The organism is Microvirga sp. ACRRW (assembly GCF_022346925.1).
Classification (GTDB): Bacteria; Pseudomonadota; Alphaproteobacteria; order Rhizobiales; family Beijerinckiaceae; genus Microvirga.
This window is the reverse complement of the sequence record NZ_JAKRNJ010000005.1, coordinates 227626-245668: the sequence shown is the minus strand read 5'-3', so window position 1 is coordinate 245668 and position 18043 is coordinate 227626. Positions and strand designations below refer to the sequence as shown.

Annotated in this window: 16 protein-coding genes; 7 read left to right on the top strand and 9 right to left on the bottom strand. The window is 62.8% G+C overall.

Going from position 1 to position 18043, the window contains the following annotated elements:
* Positions 1-270: 270 nt before the first annotated feature.
* Positions 271-1068, bottom strand: a complete 798-nt coding sequence (locus tag MHY87_RS13985) for a hypothetical protein (protein ID WP_239352605.1) — start codon at positions 1066-1068, stop codon at positions 271-273.
* 50 nt (positions 1069-1118) lie between these two features.
* Positions 1119-3182, bottom strand: a complete 2064-nt coding sequence (gene parE / locus MHY87_RS13980) for a DNA topoisomerase IV subunit B (protein ID WP_239352604.1) — start codon at positions 3180-3182, stop codon at positions 1119-1121.
* A gap of 247 nt (positions 3183-3429) precedes the next feature.
* On the opposite strand from parE, the gene MHY87_RS13975 reads away from it, so the two are divergent.
* On the top strand, positions 3430-3615 hold the full coding sequence (locus MHY87_RS13975) for a hypothetical protein (RefSeq protein WP_239352602.1): 186 nt from the start codon (positions 3430-3432) through the stop codon (positions 3613-3615).
* On the opposite strand, the gene MHY87_RS13970 is transcribed toward MHY87_RS13975, so the two are convergent.
* From MHY87_RS13970 to MHY87_RS13960, 3 genes are all read right to left on the bottom strand, one after another.
* On the bottom strand, positions 3612-4112 hold the full coding sequence (locus MHY87_RS13970) for an MgtC/SapB family protein (RefSeq protein WP_239352600.1): 501 nt from the start codon (positions 4110-4112) through the stop codon (positions 3612-3614). The genes MHY87_RS13975 and MHY87_RS13970 overlap by 4 nt on opposite strands.
* Before the next feature lies 1 nt (position 4113).
* Positions 4114-6828, bottom strand: a complete 2715-nt coding sequence (topA, locus tag MHY87_RS13965; protein WP_239352597.1) for a type I DNA topoisomerase — start codon at positions 6826-6828, stop codon at positions 4114-4116.
* A 137-nt stretch (positions 6829-6965) separates the two neighbouring features.
* Positions 6966-8606 carry an isovaleryl-CoA dehydrogenase gene (locus MHY87_RS13960; RefSeq protein WP_239352595.1) on the bottom strand — a complete coding sequence of 547 codons (1641 nt, stop codon included), beginning with the start codon at positions 8604-8606 and terminating at the stop codon, positions 6966-6968.
* A gap of 425 nt (positions 8607-9031) precedes the next feature.
* Here MHY87_RS13960 and MHY87_RS13955 point away from each other — a divergent pair, with 425 nt between their 5' ends.
* The 5 genes from MHY87_RS13955 to dprA all read left to right on the top strand — a co-directional run bounded on the left by MHY87_RS13955 (position 9032) and on the right by dprA (position 13928).
* Positions 9032-9757 (top strand): Crp/Fnr family transcriptional regulator, encoded by a 726-nt coding sequence (locus MHY87_RS13955; protein ID WP_239352593.1) that lies wholly within the window; start codon positions 9032-9034, stop codon positions 9755-9757.
* 116 nt (positions 9758-9873) lie between these two features.
* Positions 9874-10821, top strand: coding sequence for an aspartate carbamoyltransferase catalytic subunit (locus tag MHY87_RS13950; RefSeq protein WP_239352591.1), 948 nt, complete (start codon positions 9874-9876; stop codon positions 10819-10821).
* A 14-nt stretch (positions 10822-10835) separates the two neighbouring features.
* Complete coding sequence (locus MHY87_RS13945) at positions 10836-12122, top strand: dihydroorotase (RefSeq protein ID WP_239352734.1); 1287 nt, start codon at positions 10836-10838, stop codon at positions 12120-12122.
* A 10-nt stretch (positions 12123-12132) separates the two neighbouring features.
* Complete coding sequence (gene plsY / locus MHY87_RS13940) at positions 12133-12735, top strand: glycerol-3-phosphate 1-O-acyltransferase PlsY (protein ID WP_239352588.1); 603 nt, start codon at positions 12133-12135, stop codon at positions 12733-12735.
* A gap of 5 nt (positions 12736-12740) precedes the next feature.
* Positions 12741-13928 (top strand): DNA-processing protein DprA, encoded by a 1188-nt coding sequence (gene dprA / locus MHY87_RS13935; RefSeq protein ID WP_239352585.1) that lies wholly within the window; start codon positions 12741-12743, stop codon positions 13926-13928.
* A 2-nt stretch (positions 13929-13930) separates the two neighbouring features.
* Here dprA and MHY87_RS13930 read toward each other — a convergent pair whose 3' ends face one another.
* Positions 13931-14176 (bottom strand): hypothetical protein, encoded by a 246-nt coding sequence (locus MHY87_RS13930; RefSeq protein ID WP_239352583.1) that lies wholly within the window; start codon positions 14174-14176, stop codon positions 13931-13933.
* A 105-nt stretch (positions 14177-14281) separates the two neighbouring features.
* Entirely contained in the window at positions 14282-15208 is a 927-nt protein-coding gene (locus MHY87_RS13925) for an AEC family transporter (RefSeq protein ID WP_239352581.1), read from the bottom strand.
* A gap of 150 nt (positions 15209-15358) precedes the next feature.
* Here MHY87_RS13925 and arfB point away from each other — a divergent pair, with 150 nt between their 5' ends.
* Positions 15359-15781 carry an alternative ribosome rescue aminoacyl-tRNA hydrolase ArfB gene (arfB, locus tag MHY87_RS13920; protein ID WP_239352733.1) on the top strand — a complete coding sequence of 141 codons (423 nt, stop codon included), beginning with the start codon at positions 15359-15361 and terminating at the stop codon, positions 15779-15781.
* A gap of 3 nt (positions 15782-15784) precedes the next feature.
* Here arfB and MHY87_RS13915 read toward each other — a convergent pair whose 3' ends face one another.
* Positions 15785-16825 (bottom strand): lysine-2,3-aminomutase-like protein, encoded by a 1041-nt coding sequence (locus MHY87_RS13915; protein ID WP_239352579.1) that lies wholly within the window; start codon positions 16823-16825, stop codon positions 15785-15787.
* Entirely contained in the window at positions 16822-17886 is a 1065-nt protein-coding gene (gene epmA, locus MHY87_RS13910; protein WP_239352578.1) for an EF-P lysine aminoacylase EpmA, read from the bottom strand. The genes MHY87_RS13915 and epmA overlap by 4 nt, the downstream gene beginning before the upstream one ends.
* Between the last annotated feature and the right edge of the window lie 157 nt (positions 17887-18043).

Below are 18043 nucleotides of genomic sequence, written 5' to 3'. Positions count from 1 at the left end.
GGCCGGGGCTAGTCCGGACGGCCTGCCTGTGAATGACGCTTGAGACGCGCCATTGATCCATCGAAGGGTAAGCAGGCGTTTCGGGCAAAAAAAAAGGCTCCAAGAGGAGCCTTTTGAGGGACCGGCCCGTGGGGGCAGAATGGGCCGGTGATGCCTATCAACGGCCAGGTTCGAAGTTGGTTCCCGAATTTTTCAAAAAATCTTCAAAAAAGTTTCACAGAGCTGGAGCTTCGTTGAAATTAAAAGGAAATTTCAAAAAACTTTTTTTGCTTACTGGGCCGAAGAAGGATCGGTATTTAGTCTCAGCATCACCTTGTTCGGGTCATGGGGAACGGCTTTCTCGGGCCGCAGCCAGAAATCCGGCCGTCCTTTGAGGTGCTCAATCCCGCCATCCTCCGACGTCACCCTCTCGCGGACGAAGGAAAAGAGATAGCGGCGAATCCGATTCTGGCGGGAGGGCAGCGGCGTCAGGTCCTTGGCGCCAAGACGATGCCATTCGCCCCGGAAATACAGTCCATTCTTGCCTCCGGCTTCCTCGCCTTCGAGCCATTCGGTCACGAGAATGTCGCACCCTTTCTTTTGGCGGCTGCGCGGCAGGGCGAAGCTGCCGGGGCCATAATCGGAAACAGACCAGGAGATCGGCGGCTTGGCTGGCTCGGCGGGGTCGAGCACATGGAGGCTCCAGAAGCGCACCAGGATGCCCTGCGAGGAGAGTTCGTGATTGGCCACGATCCAGAGCGGCTTGCCGTCTCCCCGAAGATCGCCGCTCAAGACCTCGAAATCGTCCATCTGCTGAAGATAGGCATCCGCACGCCAGCGCTGAATCTCCTTGTCGCCGTGGAAGAGAACGAGATGCGAAGGCTGCTCCTCGCCGTCCGGCAAGCATTTGCAGATGGATCGGTCTTGTCCCAGCTCGACGCAATGGCTTTTCGCGCATTGTGGACGGGAGGCTGCAACCGGCTTTGACAGGCGTGCAAGAGGGCACGCCTGGATCGGCTCCAGCCGATCGCGCGCAGCTGCTGGCACGAATGTAAGGCAGTAGCTCAGGACAACGAAAACCCAGCGCATCCCCGTACCTTTTATGGCGGCTCTGCGCTGGGGTATTATTGCTATGCTGCTTAGATATCCAGATCCGCTTCGTCGGCGAAGACGGCGCGTTCCTGGATGAAGGCGAAGCGGGCTTCGGGCTTGTTGCCCATTAGGCGCTCCACGGTGTCGTTGGCTTCGGGCCTGTCGTCGCTCTCCACCACCACCTTCAGAAGCAGGCGCTTCTTCGGGTCCATGGTGGTTTCCTTCAACTGGCCGGGCAGCATCTCGCCGAGGCCTTTGAAGCGGCTGATCTCGACCTTGCTCGAACCCTTGAACACCGTCTTCATCAAACGGTCGCGGTCCGCCTCGTCGCGGGCATAGGCCGACTTGGCACCCTGGCTCAGGCGATAGAGCGGCGGTACGGCGAGATAGAGGTGGCCGCCGTCGATGAGCTTCGGCATCTGGCGGTAGAAGAACGTGATCAGCAGCGTCGCGATATGCGCGCCGTCCACGTCCGCGTCGGTCATGATGATGACCTTCTCGTAGCGAAGGTCTGCGTCGCGATAGGACGAGCCCGTGCCGCAGCCGAGCGCCTGAACGAGATCGGAAATCTGCTGGTTCTGGTGCAGCTTGTCGCGACCGGCGGAGGCCACGTTCAGGATTTTTCCGCGCAGGGGCAGAATGGCCTGCGAAGCGCGGTCGCGCGCCTGCTTGGCGGAGCCACCTGCCGAGTCACCCTCGACGAGGAACAACTCGGAGCCTTTCGCGCCGGCGTTCGAGCAATCCGCCAGCTTGCCGGGCAGGCGCAGCTTGCGGGTCGCGGTCTTGCGGGCGACTTCCTTCTCCTGGCGGCGGCGCAGACGTTCCTCGGCGCGGTCGATCACCCAATCGAGCAGCTTGTTGGCCTGCTGCGGGGAGGCGGCGAGCCAGTGATCGAAGGTGTCGCGGATGCCGTTCTCGACGATGCGGCCCGCTTCCACGGTCGCGAGCTTGTCCTTGGTCTGGCCCTGGAATTCCGGCTCGCGGATGAACACCGAGAGCATGGAGGCGCAGGTCGCCATCACGTCGTCGGTGGTCACTGCGGCCATGCGTTTGGACTGGTTCACACGCTCGGCGTGATCACGTAGACCACGTAGCAACGCGATGCGCAGGCCGTTCTCGTGCGTGCCGCCTTCAGGCGTGGGCACGGTGTTACAATACGAGGTGGAGAACCCGTCTTCGTTCGACATCCACGCGACCGCCCATTCCAGCGAGCCGTGGCTGCCGGGTTTGGTGATCTTGCCGGAGAAGATCTGGTCGGTGACCAAGTCCTTTCCTTCGATGTCGTGAAGCAGGTAATCCTTCAGGCCGTTCGGGAACTTGAAGACGGCTTCCGGCGCGACATTGTCGATGCCTTCCAAAAGCGATGGTGCGCATTTCCAGCGGATCTCGACGCCGCCGAAGAGATAGGCCTTCGAGCGCGCCATCTTGAACAGGCGGCGGGGCTGGAAATGGGCGTCCTTGCCGAAGATTTGCCAATCGGGCTTGAAGCGCACCTTGGTGCCGCGCCGGTTGAGCACGCGGCCCACCGTCTCGAGCTTGCCCTGCGGGAGACCGCGAGCGAAAACCTGGCGATAGAGCTGCTGGCCGCGGGCGACCTCGACTTCGAGAATCTCGGAAAGCGCGTTCACCACCGACACGCCGACGCCGTGCAGACCGCCGGAGGTCTCGTAGACCTTCGAGTCGAACTTACCGCCCGCGTGAAGCGTCGTCATGATGACTTCGAGGGCAGACTTCTTCGGGAACTTGGGATGCGGATCGACCGGGATGCCGCGCCCGTTGTCGGTCACGGAGAGCCAACCGTCTTCCTCCAGTTCCACCTCGATGAAGGTCGCATGGCCTGCGACCGCCTCGTCCATGGAGTTGTCGATCACCTCGGCGAAGAGGTGGTGCAGGGCCTTCTCGTCCGTACCGCCGATATACATGCCCGGACGGCGGCGGACGGGCTCCAGCCCCTCCAGCACCTCGATGGCGGACGCGTCATAGCCGACCTCGCCCGGCGTGCCCTGCTGCGGGGCAGGGGCGGGCTTCGAGGCTTTGACGGCGGCCGTTTTGGCCGATGCAGGCGCCGCGCGCTTGGCAGCCGCGCCTCCGAAAAGATCGTCGTTGTCCATGGGGACCTTGGTTCGCTTCAATGATTCGCGCTTGTTTACACTATTTCTCATTCCATTTTTATACGAGAACAAAACGGAAACGAAAAGACGGTTTAGGGTCACAGGCCACAAAAACTGGGCCTTGGAAACCCTCGTTTAGGTAGTATCTGTGATGCCTCTAAAGGATGTCTTTAGCCTGTCACAGGAACCGTTTAGCCTTGGTTCACGTTGCTCGTTTAAGCATAAGCTTAACGGAAGCGAGGCAAGGATGCGCACGACGATGGGACCCGCACAGAAACTCCACTTGGACCGCGCGGCGCGCATCGCCGGAGAAGCATTTGCCTTCGACGAGCCCGATACGACACCCGCCGCGAAGAGCAGCAGCCTTGGTTCGAGCCTGCTTTGGCTCTCCATCGCCGCTGTCGCCGTGATCGGTCTCAGCTTCGCCTTCTAACGATCCTCATCCACGGTTTTCGTCCGGCCTGAGAACAGGCGGACAAGCATATCCTCAATCGGCTTTCCCACCGTTAGAACGACAAGCGTCATGACAGTTCCGGCGATGGTAATGAACCATGCGCCCAGGGCTGCCGTGACGCCGAGGGAGGCCGCAATCCAAACAGTCGCGGCCGTGGTCAGGCCATGAACCTCGTTGCCATTCCGGCCCTTGATGATCGCGCCTGCACCAAGGAAGCCCAAGCCCGTCATGATGCCCTGCACGACGCGGCTGACCGCGTCCTGCCCGAAATGCAATCCTTCATACACCGAACCTGAGAGGATCACGGTCGCGGAGCCCAGCGCCACGAGGCCGAGCGTCCGCATGCCGATGGGCTTGTTATGGATGTCCCGGTTGAGCCCGACCGCCATACCGGCGAGAGCAGCCACGACGAGGCGTAGCGCGATCTCTACCTGATCGGCATGGTCCAGCAGGATCCAAGACACCCAATCACTCATCTCATTCGGCCGCCTTTGCGGACTTCTTCGCCGGAGCCTTTTTTGCGGCTGCCTTCTTGGCGGCAGGCTTCTTCGCTGCCGTCTTTGTTGCAGCCTTGGCAGGGGCCTTCTTCGAAGCCGCGGCTTTCTTAGCGGGGGCTTTCTTTGCAGCTGCCTTGCGGCCGCGCGCACCCTTCTTAGACGGCCCTGCGGCACGGCGGGCTTTCAGAAGCTCGATGGCTTCCTCCAGCGTCACCGCTTCCGCAGCCATGCTGCGCGGCAGGGTGGCGTTGGTCTCGCCATCGGTAACATAAGGCCCGAAGCGCCCGGCTTTCACCACGATGGGCTTGCCCGATTCCGGATCGTCGCCGCCGAGCGGACGGCCCGGATCGGCGGCACCGCGACGGGCGCCGCCGCCACCGCTTTCCTTGGTGACGATGAGATCGATGGCGCGGTTCGCGCCGATCTCAAGCACGTCGTCGCCGGGCCCAAGGTTGGCGTAGACCTTGCCATGCTGAACGTAAGGCCCGTAGCGACCGATGCTCGCCAGGATCGGCTCACCGGATTCAGGGTGCGTCGCCACCTGGCGCGGAAGCGCGAGGAGCTTGAGTGCTTTTTCGAGATCCACCTGCGAAGGAGTAAGACCTTTCGGCAGCGAGGAGCGCTTCGGTTTCTCGCCTTCGCCGAGCTGCACGAAGGGGCCGAAGCGGCCATCGCGAAGCGTGACCTGCTGTCCGCTATCCGGATCCTCGCCCAGAACCTTCACGCCGGGCTGGCCGCCGTTCTCGGACGAGCCATCGCCGTCGCCGTCGATTCCGGTCGCGGCAAGCTGGCGGGTGTATTTGCACTCTGGATAGTTCGAGCAGCCGATGAAGGAGCCGAACTTGCCGAGCTTGAGCGAGAGCTGGCCGGTACCGCAGGTCGGGCAGGTGCGCGGGTTCGAGCCGTCGCCCTTGTCCGGGAAGATGTGCGGGCCGAGGAGCTCGTTCAGCGCATCGAGCACCTCGGTCATGCGCAGTTCTTTCGTCTCGCCGATGGCGGCGGAGAAATCTTTCCAGAACTCGCGCATCACCTGCTTCCAATCGATCTCGTTGTTCGAGACACGATCGAGCTGCTCTTCGAGATCCGCCGTGAAATCGTATTCCACATAGCGGCGGAAGAAGCTTTCCAGGAAGGCCGTTACGATGCGGCCCTTGTCCTCGGGAACGAGGCGCTTCTTATCGATCTTCACGTATTCGCGGTCGCGCAGCGTCTGCAGCACAGCGGCATAGGTGGAAGGACGGCCGATGCCGAGCTCTTCCATGCGCTTCACGAGCGAGGCTTCCGAATAGCGCGGCGGCGGCTCGGTGAAGTGCTGCGTCGCGTTGATGCGGCGGCGCTCCAGGCCGTCGCCCGTCTTCATGGGCGGCAGGCGGCCTTCATCCTCGTCCGCTTCGTCGTCCTTGCTCTCGTTATAGAGCGTGAGGAAGCCGTCGAACTTGATGACCTGACCGGTGGCGCGAAGGTCGAGCTTGCGCGGGCCGACCTCGGCCAAGATGTCGGCGGTGGTGCGTTCAAGCTCCGCCGATTCCATCTGGCTCGCCACGGTACGGGTCCAGATGAGGTTGTAGAGCTTCGCCTGTTCGGGCTCGAGATATTTCGTCACGTATTTTGGCAGGCGGCTCATATCCGTCGGACGGATGGCCTCGTGCGCTTCCTGCGCGTTCTTTGCCTTGGTCGTGTACTTGCGCGGCACGGTCGGCACGTATTGGTCGCCGTATTCCTTGCCGATCACGCGGCGCGCGGCCTGCACGGCCTCGGAGGCCATGTCGACGCCGTCGGTACGCATATAGGTGATGAGGCCGACCGTCTCGCCGCCGATATCGACGCCTTCATAAAGACGCTGCGCGATGCGCATGGTCTGCGCGGGAGCCAGCCCCAGCTTGCGTGAGGCCTCTTGCTGCAAGGTCGAGGTCGTGAAGGGCGGGTAGGGGTGACGCTTGGCGGGCTTCGCCTCGATATTCGCCACCGAGAAGGTCGCGAGCTCCAGGTCCTTCTTGAAAGCCTCGGCGTCCTTGCCGTTGCCGATGTCAAGACGCGTGATCTTCTTGCCGTCGGCGCCGACGAGGCGCGCGTCGAACACCGCGCCGTCTTTCGTCGCAAGCGTCGCGATCAGCGACCAGTATTCGCGCGGTTTGAAGGTTTCGATCTCGAGTTCGCGGTCGCAGACGAGGCGAAGCGCCACCGACTGGACGCGCCCTGCCGAACGCGCGCCGGGCAGCTTGCGCCACAGAACCGGAGAGAGCGTGAAGCCCACGAGATAGTCGAGGGCGCGGCGGGCGAGATAGGCATCGACCAGCGCCTGATCGATCTCGCGCGGATTGCGCAGGGCCGTCTGCACCGCATCCTTGGTGATGGCGTTGAAGGTCACGCGCTCGACCGGCAAATCCTTCAGCACGCGCTTTTCACGCAGGGCTTCGAGAACGTGCCAGGAGATGGCCTCGCCTTCGCGATCCGGGTCGGTGGCGAGAATGAGCTTCTCGGCGCCCTTGATCGCCTTGGCGATGTCGGTCACTCGCTTCGAGCCTCTGTCCTCGAGCGTCCAGATCATGCGGAAATCGGCTTCCGGGTCGACCGAGCCGTCCTTGGCGGGCAGATCGCGGATATGCCCGAAGGAGGCCAGGACCTCGTAATCCTTGCCGAGATATTTGTTGATCGTCTTGGCCTTCGCGGGCGACTCGACGACGACGACTTTCATGAGCGACTTTCCCGTAGATGGCCGCGAGCGGATGCTCTTAATGTCAAGGTAAGAGGCGGTCAGTCCTGCTGACAGCCAAGGCGCGATAAGTGGTTGATCGCGGCGGACAAGTCAAATCAGCAGTTCCACCTAGATCGTTACATGGTGACGAAAGCTCTATCCAACAAGGGTTTGACCGCTTCTCCCAGGTCATTGGCGCCGGTCAGTCGGCTTGGCTGCCTGAGGCGGGTGAGGGCGTAGGTCTCCGTGATTTGCGGCGGCGCGGAGCGGGCGAGGGCCGCTGCGGCCGCGAGGGTGAAAAGCCGCTCGGCGATGAACCGGGCCTTGGCTTCCGACTCGGGCGAGCGGAGGGCGAGCATGATGTCCCGCGCCGCCTCGGAGGCGCCGGGAAGATCGCCGGCATCGGCCATGAGCCGTTCAAGAACGGAGGCGGCGAGTTCCGGCTCTCGGCTTTCGACGCGCAGGAGATCGAGGGCGATCACATTGCCGGAGCCTTCCCAGATCGCATTGACGGGCGCCTCCCGGTAGAGCCGGGGGAGAGGGCTCTCCTCCACATATCCATTGCCGCCAAGGCACTCCATCGCTTCATAGAGAAGCCTGGGCGCGGCCTTGCAGATGCCGAACTTGGCCGCGGGCGTGATGAGACGGGCATAGGCTGCCTCGTGCTCATCCTGCGGCGTGAGGTCGAAGCTGCGGGCGGTGCGGAGCGCCAGCGCCGTCATAGCCTCGTTCTCAAGGGCAAGGTCGGCCAGCACCATCCGCATGGCGGGCTGGTCGATGAGTTTTTTCTGGAACACGCTGCGATGGTGGGCGTGGTGCATGGCGACGCTCAAGCCCATCCGCACGAGCCCGGCGGAGGCCACCGCGCAATCGAGGCGGGTGAGCTGCACCATGTTGAGGATGGTGCGTATGCCTGCGCCTTCCTCGCCGATCCGCCAGCCAAAGGCCTCCACGAATTCCACCTCGGAAGAAGCGTTGGAACGATTCCCCAGCTTGTCCTTCAGCCGCTGGAGGAGAAGCCCATTGAGGGAGCCGTCGGGCCTGAAGCGAGGCACGAGGAAGCAGGTGAGGCCGCCGGGAGCCTGGGCCAGCACCAGAAAGGCATCGCACATGGGAGCGGACATGAACCATTTGTGCCCTGTGAGCGCATATTCGTCGCCGGCCATAGGCACAGCGCGGGTGCTGTTGGCGCGCACATCGGTGCCGCCCTGCTTCTCGGTCATCCCCATGCCGAGGGTGACAGAAGCTTTTTCCCAGAAGGGCATGAACCGGGAATCGTAATCCCGCCAGCGGATCTTCGGCAGCCACTCTTTCAGCCGGTTTGGAGCAGCCGCCAGCGCCGCTACCGAGGCATGGGTCATGGTGATGGGGCAGACATGGCCGCTTTCGACACCCGCCACGGTGTAGATCCGCGCGGCACGGGCTACATGCTCATGCCCGCTCTTAGGCTCGTCCCAGGTCGAACAATGAAGCCCGTCCGCCATGCTGGCATGCATGAGGGCATGATAGGCGGGGTGAAACTCGACCGCGTCGATGCGGTAGCCGCGCGGATCGTGCGTGCGCAGTTTCGGCGGGTTCTCGTTGGCGAGCCGCCCCAGGTCGAGCCGCTCGGCGCTGCCCCAGGCCTCCCCGAAGGCGGTTAATCCTTCGGCCCCGGGATTCACGCCGTTGCTCCTGAGAGCATCCAGCAGGGGCTTATCGCCTGCGATCAGGTTCACGTCACCGAAGGGCGGCGTCTGGTTGACGATGTCATGGGTCTGGAATGCGGTCATAGCCAACGACCCCTCATATTATCCCAAGGCTATTCTAGGTCGGAAATCAGCAGGAGTAACAGCTGCGACTTGTTTTGGAAGACAAGGAACAACGGACGGTTGTCGCCGTTTGGGGGGATGCCTCGATATTTCAGACATATCCGGCAGGGCGCAGCTCTCCTTCACGATCCGGAAGGCATTGAGCTTCCGGACCTTGATGCCGCTCGCAACGAAGCCGTCGACGGCATTCGGGATATCCTCGCGGAGGCTACTCGCCAAGGAAAAGACGATTGGTTGAGGGATGCCGTTATCATTGCCGATGAGGCGGGACGGGAGTTGGCGACGATCCCATTCATCGAGGCATTACCGCCTCGCCTTTATGAGGCCTTGCTTGCCGCGCTCTCTGAAACTCCTAGGTGACACCATAAGCCTTGAGCATAGAAAGCGCGCGCATGTCTCATGCCCTTATCAGCAAACTGGAGCGGCACGGCCCTCTGACGGAGGACGAGAAACGTGTACTTCAACAAATCACGTCCCGCACGGCTTTCTATGGGCCGCGCGAGGCTATTGTCCCCGAAGGCACCACAACCTCCCACAGTACGCTCTTTCTCGAAGGGTTTGCCATACGCTACAACCACTCGCTCGATGGACGGCGGCAGATTACAGCCTTTCACATCGCGGGCGACTTCGCGGATCTGCACAGCTTCCTGCTGAAGCATATGGACGACGGGATCGCCGCACTGACTCCTTGCTCCGTGGCTCATGTGGCACATAGCGACTTGAAGGAAATCACGAAGGCATATCCATATCTTACCCGCGCCCTCTGGCTGACCACGCTCATCGATGGGGCCGTTCATCGCACATGGCTGACGGTGCTGGGGCAGATGGAGGCTCGCGAGCGCCTGGCGCATTTTTTCTGCGAGATGCGAGACCGCCTCGAGGTCGTGGGGCTGACTGAAGGGAACAGTTACGAGTTGCCTTTTACGCAGGAGGAGCTGGGGGACGCCTTCGGCATGAGCACAGTCCACGTCAACAGGGTTCTTCAGGAGCTTCGGACCGATGGGCTGATCACCTCACGCGGCAGAGCCCTTATCATCAACGATTGGGAGAAACTTCGGCAGTTGGGGCAATATACCCCCAGCTACCTTCATACTGATCAGAAGCTGGAACGGGACTGAAGGACGTCTTTGACCGTAAGCCATGGCGTCTAAATCATTCCTGGGGCTTTTCTTCATCGCGGAAGGAACGGCGGCTTGCCGCTAAGGCCCATAGCGCCTATAGCGATGGCTTTAAGATGACAGACACCCCGCGATCCGTTTTTCCTCACCGGCATCTCCTCGGCATCGAGGGATTGTCTCCTTTGGACATTCAAGCCCTGCTCGACCTCGCCGACCAACAGGTCGAGGTGAGCCGCCAGATCGAGAAGCGGAAGACGTCGCTTCTGGGCCGCACGCAGATCAATCTGTTCTTCGAGCCGTCCACCCGCACGCAATCCTCCTTCGAGATCGCCGGCAAGCGCCTGGGCGCCGATGTGATGAACATGGCAGTGGCCTCGTCCTCCGTGAAGAAGGGCGAGACGCTCATCGACACGGCAGCGACGCTCAACGCCATGCGCCCCGACATCATCGTGGTGCGCCATCACGCGGCGGGTGCGGTGCATCTGCTCGCGCAGAAAGTCGATTGCGCGGTGGTGAATGCGGGCGACGGCGCGCATGAGCATCCGACCCAGGCGCTCCTCGATGCGCTCACCATCCGCCGCAACAAGGGGCGCATCGAAGGCCTCGTCGTTGCGATCTGCGGCGACATCCTGCATTCGCGCGTGGCGCGCTCCAACATGATCCTACTCGCTGCGATGGGGGCGCAGGTTCGCCTCGTCGCGCCTACGAACCTGCTGCCGCCCGGCATCGCGCGCCTTGGCTTCCCCACCTTCACCGACATGCGCAAAGGGTTGGAGGGCGCGGACATCGTCATGATGCTGCGCCTCCAGCGCGAGCGCATGAACGGCTCCTTCGTGCCGTCGGTGAAAGAGTATTTCCGCTTCTACGGTCTCGATCAGGAGAAACTCTCCTTCGCCAAGCCTGATGCGCTCGTGATGCATCCGGGCCCGATGAACCGGGGCGTGGAGATTTCCTCGGACGTTGCAGACGGCGCGCAATCGCTGATCCGCGAACAGGTTGAGATGGGCGTGGCCGTCCGCATGGCGGTGCTGGAGGCTCTCGCGAGCCATCTGCCGAACGGGTGAGACGCGCGATGAGCATGAAACCAATCCTCTTTACCAACGCACGCCTCATCGACCCCGATACCGGGCGCGAGCAAGCGGGCGGCCTTCTGGCCCACGACGGCGTGATCCGGGATCTCGGTCCGCAGCTGACACAAGCCGCTGACGCCGACGTGATCGATTGCGGCGGGCAGGTTCTTGCCCCCGGCCTCATCGACATGCGCGCCTTCATCGGCGAGCCGGGCGGGCCTTATCGCGAGACGCTCAAGAGCGCGGGCGAGGCTGCTGCCGCTGGTGGCGTGACCACCGTCGTCTCCATGCCGGATACGAGCCCCGCGCTCGACGATCCGGCGGTGATCGACTTCATCGTGAGGCGCGCGCGCGACACCTCCGTCGTGAACATTCTTCCCGCTGCCGCTCTGACCAAGGGTCTTAAGGGCGAGGAGATGGCGGAGATCGGGCGGCTGAAGGAGGCCGGCGCCATCATGTTCACCGATGGCGCGCGCTCCGTCACCAATGCGCAGGTGATGCGCCGGGCGCTGACCTATGCCCGGGATTTCGACGCCCTGATCGTCCACCACGTGGAAGACCCGAACCTCGTGGGGCAGGGCGTAATGAACGAGGGCGAGTTCGCCTCCCGCCTCGGGCTTCCCGGCATTCCGCGCGAGGCCGAGACGATTCTATTAGAGCGCGACATGCGCCTCGTGCGCCTCACCGGCGCGCGTTACCACGCGGCGATGATCTCCTGCGCCGATTCGGCGGAGATCGTGCGCACAGCCAAGGCCAAGGGGCTGCCGGTCACCTGCGGCGTGTCCATCAACCACTTGTCGCTCAACGAAAACGACATCGGCGATTACCGCACCTTCCTGAAGCTCTCGCCGCCTCTGCGGGACGAGGATGACCGGCAGGCGATGATCGAGGCGCTGACGGATGGCACCATCGACGTGATCGTCTCGGACCACAATCCACAGGATGTCGAGAACAAGCGACTGCCCTTCGCGGAGGCTGCCGATGGGGCCGTGGGGCTCGAAACGCTGCTCTCGGCGGCGCTTCGGTTGGTCCACTCAGATCGCATCTCGCTGCCCAAACTCCTGCGCGCGCTCTCCACGAAACCGGCTGAAATCCTGGGTTTGCCCTCCGGGCGGCTGAAAGTCGGCGCTCCTGCCGACCTCATTCTGTTCGATCCGGAGGCGCCTTACGTGCTCGACAAACGCGATCTGAAATCCCTGTCCAAGAACTCGCCCTTCGATGAAGCCCGTCTCGAAGGACAGGTGACGATCACGATGGTTGCGGGCAGGATCGTGTTCGACCGCCGTTCGATCTGACGAGAAGCGAATGTCTGAAGAAGCAAATCTGCTGTACCTGCTCGGGGCCCTGGCCTTCGGCTATCTCCTGGGCTCCATCCCCTTCGGGTTGATCTTCACCCGCATGGCAGGGTTGGGCGACATCCGTAACGTCGGCTCCGGCAATATTGGCGCGACCAACGTCCTGCGGACAGGGAATAAGGGGATTGCCATCGCGACCCTCTTGGGCGACGTCCTGAAAGGGACCGTTCCCGTGCTGATCGCGGCCCAATGGGGCGGGCAGTTCGCGACGCTTGCCGCGCTCGGCGCGTTCCTCGGCCATCTCTTCCCGGTCTGGCTCAAGTTCAAGGGCGGCAAGGGTGTTGCCACCTTCATCGGCGTGCTGATCGGCCTGAACTGGATCGTCGCGCTGATCTTCTGTGCGATCTGGCTCGGCGTCGCCTTCGCCTCGCGCTATTCGTCGCTGTCCTCCCTGACCGCCAGCGCTGCGACGCCGATCGTTCTTTGGCTGCTCGGGCAGCCCGCCATGGCCGCCATGACGGTGATGCTCGTGGCGCTCCTCTGGTGGAAGCACAGCGCCAATATCAGCCGCCTGCTCGCCGGAAACGAGAGCAAGATCGGCCAGAAGGGATAAGGCGCGTGAATCTCACGGACGAGCAGCGCCTCGACTGGCTCCGGCTGATCCGCTCGGAGAATGTGGGGCCGCGCACGTTCCGCGCCCTCGTCAATCAATACGGCGGCGCGGCGGCGGCTCTCGAAGCCTTGCCCGATCTCGCCCGGCGCGGTGGGCGCCTGCTGCTCAAGGTCACGAGCCGCGCGGAAGCCGAGAAGGAAATGGCTGCCGCCACCCGCCTCGGCGTTCGTTTCGTCGCCATGGGCGAGCCGGAATATCCAAGAACTCTGAAGGCCATCGACACCGCGCCGCCCTTGATTGCGGTGCGTGGCTCGACGGAGGTTCTGGCCAGGCCGTCTGTCGGCATCGTCGGTTCGCGCAATGCCTCCGCCTCGGGGCTCACTTTTACCGAGCGTCTGTCGCGGCAATTGGGTGAAGCGGGTTACGTGGTCGTCTCGGGCCTTGCGCGCGGCATCGATACGCGGGCGCATAAGGCTACTTTGGAAACCGGCACAGTCGCTGTCCTCGCGGGCGGTCACGACAAAATCTATCCGTCCGAGAACGAGCCGCTGCTGCGCGCCATCGTGGAACAGGGTGGGGCCATCATTTCCGAAATGCCGATGGGATGGGAGCCACGCGGGCGCGATTTTCCGCGCCGCAACCGCATCGTCTCAGGTTTGTCCTATGGCGTCGTGGTGGTGGAGGCGGCGCGGCGCTCCGGCTCTCTCATCACCGCTCGTTTCGCCCTTGAGCAGGGGCGCGAGGTTTTTGCGGTTCCAGGTTCCCCGCTCGATCCTCGTGCCGAGGGCACGAACGACCTCATCCGCGAAGGCGCGACGCTCTGCGCCGGAATCGAGCATGTCACGAGCGTTCTGGAGCCGCTCATCGCCTCCGGCCCGCGCCTCGATACTGGAGCGGAGGAGCCGCAGCATATCCTCGGCACTGAGGAGTTGTGGGACGAGCTTGATCTCCTCGACGTACCGCGAGCGCCCATAGGATCCGTTCTACCTGCCGCCGGTATCGAAGAAGAAGGGGCAGAGGGCGCGACCGACCTCATCCAGTTGCTCGGGCCGTCGCCGATTGCGGTTGATGATCTGGTCCGCCAGTCCGGACTTTCGATCCGCAGTGTCCAGATGACATTGCTCGAACTGGAAATCGCAGGCCGCCTGGAGCGCCACGGCGGCAACGCAGTATCCCTGATCGCGGGCCGCTGATCTTAGCCTTTGCGCTTGTCAGCCTGCACGGTCCGCGCGGCCTCAAGCCTTGCCATGTCGAGAAGATAGGCCAGCAGATCGAGCTTGGTCTGTCGCGCGAGATAGGCCAGCTCGGCTGTGAACTCCGCAATATACCGCGCCGTCTCGGCTGCGCTCATGCCGTCCTCGTCCTGGCCGGGAGCCTCATTGGCAATCTCCAGGTCATGGGGGGATGGAGCGGGAAGGGCGCGGCGCGTGGTTCTGGGCATGGATGGGGCAAGATCTCTGTTTCAGATCAACCTCATTATCAGTGCAACCATAGATCATACAAGAGCTTATATTGTAATCAAAAGTTGTATTGATTGGTGGATGCCTCAACCGAGAAGAGAGATCATCACGGGCATAGAACCCAGCGCCAAGAGGGTCTGAAGCGTCAAAATCTCGGCCATGAGGGGGGCGTTTCCGCCCATCTGCCGGGCCAGCACATAGCCAGCCGCGGCGGAAGGCACGGAGGCTGCGATGATGGTGACGATCAGATCGTTACCGCTCACTCCGGCATAATGGGCGAAGGTCACGGCCATGACCGGCATGAGAAGCAGCTTGCAGGCTGTCGCCAGAGCATGGGGGAAGCCAGGCTTCGCAAGGCGGCGGATGTCGAGACCTGCTCCCACGATGAGCAGACCCGCTGCAAGGGCGGCTCGGCCCATAAGGTCGATATAGGCGGTCACCGGCTTGGGCAGGGGCGGCAGGATCTGGTTGAGGATGAGTCCCACGATGCAGGACCAGATGAAGGGATTCGATGCGAAGGAACGCAGGATTTCCTTCGGGCTCTGCTTCGGCCTGCCCGCAAAGCGGATGAACACGTAGAAGGCCAGTAGGTTCAGAAGCGGCACCATAGCCGCAATCGCTACCGCAATCAGGGCGATGCCGCGCTGGCCGAACAGGCTTCCGGCGACGGCCAGCGCAACGAAGGTGTTCCAGCGTGTGGCACCCTGAAAGATCGAGGTGAAGCTCGGTCCGTCGATGCCCGCATGGCGTTCGAGCAACGGGCGAAGCGCCAGCATGAGGCCCGCCATGAGCAGGATGGAACCGACGAGCGCGCTACCGACCCCAAGAACCGGCACGGATGAAAGATCGGCCCGGGAGAGGGTATCGATGATGAGCGCGGGAAAGAAGATCACATAGGTCGCGCGTTCCAGTCCGGCCCATTGCTGCTCGCTCACGAAATTCGTGGCGCGGCACAGCCAGCCGGTCGCGATGATCAGGAAGGTCGGGATGAGGCTGGCGAAAACGGCTGACATGGGAGCACTTGAGAGACCGGGCTGTGCCCGGCGAAAGAAGGGTACAAGCCGCATAAGGCCTAAAGCACAGGTCGACAAGCGGCGGATAAGCGCTCATTGGACAACAAAGCCCTGACGCTCCACTTCAATCTTCCGTCCGGTTTGAGGCCCATGATCCACGTCACGAACAGCATATCGCTCGATGAAGCGGAGCTTCAGGAGAGCTTCATCCGCGCATCCGGTCCCGGCGGGCAAAATGTCAACAAGGTGGAAACCGCCGTTCAGCTGCGCTTCGACGTGCGCAACTCGCCGTCCTTGCCGGAAGACGTAAAGGCGCGCCTGGAGCGGATCGCGGGAAAGCGGCTGACGAACGAGGGTGTGCTGATCATCACAGCGCAGCGTTTCCGCATGCAGGAACGTAACCGCGAGGATGCGGTCGCGCGCCTCGTGGAATTGATCCGTCAGGCGACGGAAAGGCCGAAACCGCGCCGTCCGACGAGGCCGACCCTCGCTTCCAAGAAGCGCAGGCTGGAGGCGAAGGGCCGCCGCTCGGAAATCAAGAAGGGGCGGACCGGGAAGCCCTCTTTCGATTGAGGCTCAAGCCTCAGGCGGATAGGCGTGTTCGCCACCCCGGAAATCCGAGATCGTGGTGCAGTCACCTCGCTCGCGAACCGTGTCGGGGGCGACCACCGCCTTGCCGTAGCCGCCCGGAATGTCGAGCACATAGGTCGGCTGGCAGAGCCCTGAGATACGTCCGCGCAAGCCTGCCACGAGCGCCCGGCCTTCTTCGAGCGAGAGGCGGAAATGGCTCGTGCCGGGGGCGAGATCGGGGTGGTGCAGGTAATAGGGCTTGATGCGCGTTTCCACGAAAGCGCGCATGAGAGCGGCGAGCGTATCCGGATTGTCGTTGATGCCCTTGAGCAGAACCGACTGGCTGAGCATCACGATGCCTGAATCCACCAGCCGCGCGCAGGCTTCGCGCGCAGCAGGCGTCAGCTCGCGAGGATGATTGGCGTGGAGCGCGATATAGGTTGTCTTGCTGCTGGCTTTGAGAGCAGCGACTAGCGCCTCGTCGATCCGCTCAGGCTCGACCACCGGCACGCGCGTGTGAAAGCGGACGATCTTCACATGCTCGATGTTGGAAAGCCGGTGCATCAGCTCGGAGAGACGGCGCGGTGAGAGCACCAGCGGATCGCCGCCGGTGAGGATCACCTCCCAGATTTCCGGATGATCCGCGATATAGGCGAAGGCCTTGTCGAGCGCGTCCGGCGAGAGAGTGCCGAGCCCCTGCGGCCCCACCATCTCACGGCGGAAACAGAAGCGGCAATAGACCGGACACACATGCACGGCCTTCAGGAGCACGCGATCGGGATAACGATGCACGATGCCTTCGACCGGAGAATGGGCGAGATCGCCGATGGGGTCCGCGCGCTCCTCAGGCGTTGTCGTCAGTTCAGCTGATTGGGGCACGAACTGTAGAGCAATCGGATCGTTGGGATTGTCCCGGTCGATGAGCGCGGCCATCGCGGGGCTGATCGCGATGGCGTATTGCTCCGCCACGCGTTCGATCTCGGCCAGTTGCTGAGGCTGGATGAGTTCGTTGTCGGCCAAATCCTTCGGCGTGCGGAGCGTGCTCAATGCCCTGTCTCCGGCACGGGGGCCCAGATTACCTGATCGATGCGCGAGGCGCCGGTGGCAAGCATCACGAGGCGGTCAAAACCCAAAGCAATGCCGCTGGCTTCGGGCATATGCGCAAGTGCGGCCAGGAAATCCTCGTCCACCGGATAACTCTCTCCGTAAACCCGCATCTTCTCAGTCATTTCCGCCTCGAAACGGCGGCGTTGCTCCGCCGCATCGGTCAACTCGCCAAAGGCGTTCGCCAGCTCCACACCGCACGCATAAAGCTCGAACCGCTCGGCCACGCGCGGATCGCGAGCTGTCGGGCGTGCAAGCGCTGCTTCGGCGACCGGGTATTCGTCCAGGATCGTGGCGCGGCCGAGGCCGAGATGGGGCTCGACCCGCTCCACGATGACGCGGCTGAACAGGTCGGACCAGGTATCGTCGTCGGCGACCCGCATGCCGGCTTGGCGGAGGCTCGCTGCCAGATGATCGCGGTCGGTCGCGCCGTTTCGGTCGATGGATGCGAGAAGATCGATGCCCGCAAAGCGCTGGAAGGCTTCCGCCACGCTCAGGCGCTCCGGCTCCTGGAACGGATCGGTCTTTTTGCCGCGATAGGTGAGGCTGCGCGTTCCCGCCGTCTCGGCGGCAAGAGCGAGCAGGGTGGCGCAATCCTGCATCAGAATCTCATAGTCCTCACCGGCCCGATACCATTCGAGCATGGTGAATTCGGGGTGGTGCAGGGGGCCGCGCTCTCGGTTGCGATAGACATGGGCGAAGCACGAAATCCGCGTTTCGCCCGCCGCCAGCAGCTTCTTGCAGGCGAATTCCGGAGAGGTGTGGAGGTAAAGGGGCGTCCGCGAGCCACCAAGCCCGACAGCTTCCGTGGCGAAGGCGTGGAGGTGAGCCTCGTTGCCGGGAGAAATCTGGAGCGTAGCGGTATCCACCTCCATGAAGTCACGGCCTGCGAAAAAGCCCCTGAAGGCGGCCTGGATTTTGTTCCTGCCCAGCAGAAAAGGGCGGCGATCCGCATGGACATGCGGCGTCCACCAGGGCGAGGGGGCAGGCGTGGCGTTTTCCATGGCGGAGAACTTCCTAACACGTCAGGCTGGCGATTTGCGCCAAGATAGGCTAGTTGCGGCAGCGAAACCGATTTTCGGCGTCGCCGGGGCCTAAGGCAGCCTTGGCCCTGCGATGCGCCCTATCTGTCACAAGGAACGCTTCTCGTGAAGGTCATCG

Bases quoted from the DNA above. Each gene is read 5' to 3' on its own strand.
- MHY87_RS13975 (WP_239352602.1), top strand. From the start codon at position 3,430: ATGCGCACGACGATGGGACCCGCACAGAAACTCCACTTGGACCGCGCG.
- MHY87_RS13930 (WP_239352583.1), bottom strand. From the start codon at position 14,176: ATGCCCAGAACCACGCGCCGCGCCCTTCCCGCTCCATCCCCCCATGAC.
- plsY (WP_239352588.1), top strand. From the start codon at position 12,133: ATGTCTGAAGAAGCAAATCTGCTGTACCTGCTCGGGGCCCTGGCCTTC.
- MHY87_RS13950 (WP_239352591.1), top strand. From the start codon at position 9,874: ATGACAGACACCCCGCGATCCGTTTTTCCTCACCGGCATCTCCTCGGC.
- topA (WP_239352597.1), bottom strand. From the start codon at position 6,828: ATGAAAGTCGTCGTCGTCGAGTCGCCCGCGAAGGCCAAGACGATCAAC.
- MHY87_RS13970 (WP_239352600.1), bottom strand. From the start codon at position 4,112: ATGAGTGATTGGGTGTCTTGGATCCTGCTGGACCATGCCGATCAGGTA.
- MHY87_RS13955 (WP_239352593.1), top strand. From the start codon at position 9,032: ATGTCTCATGCCCTTATCAGCAAACTGGAGCGGCACGGCCCTCTGACG.
- MHY87_RS13985 (WP_239352605.1), bottom strand. From the start codon at position 1,068: ATGCGCTGGGTTTTCGTTGTCCTGAGCTACTGCCTTACATTCGTGCCA.
- MHY87_RS13945 (WP_239352734.1), top strand. From the start codon at position 10,836: ATGAAACCAATCCTCTTTACCAACGCACGCCTCATCGACCCCGATACC.
- arfB (WP_239352733.1), top strand. From the start codon at position 15,359: ATGATCCACGTCACGAACAGCATATCGCTCGATGAAGCGGAGCTTCAG.
- parE (WP_239352604.1), bottom strand. From the start codon at position 3,182: ATGGACAACGACGATCTTTTCGGAGGCGCGGCTGCCAAGCGCGCGGCG.
- MHY87_RS13925 (WP_239352581.1), bottom strand. From the start codon at position 15,208: ATGTCAGCCGTTTTCGCCAGCCTCATCCCGACCTTCCTGATCATCGCG.
- epmA (WP_239352578.1), bottom strand. From the start codon at position 17,886: ATGGAAAACGCCACGCCTGCCCCCTCGCCCTGGTGGACGCCGCATGTC.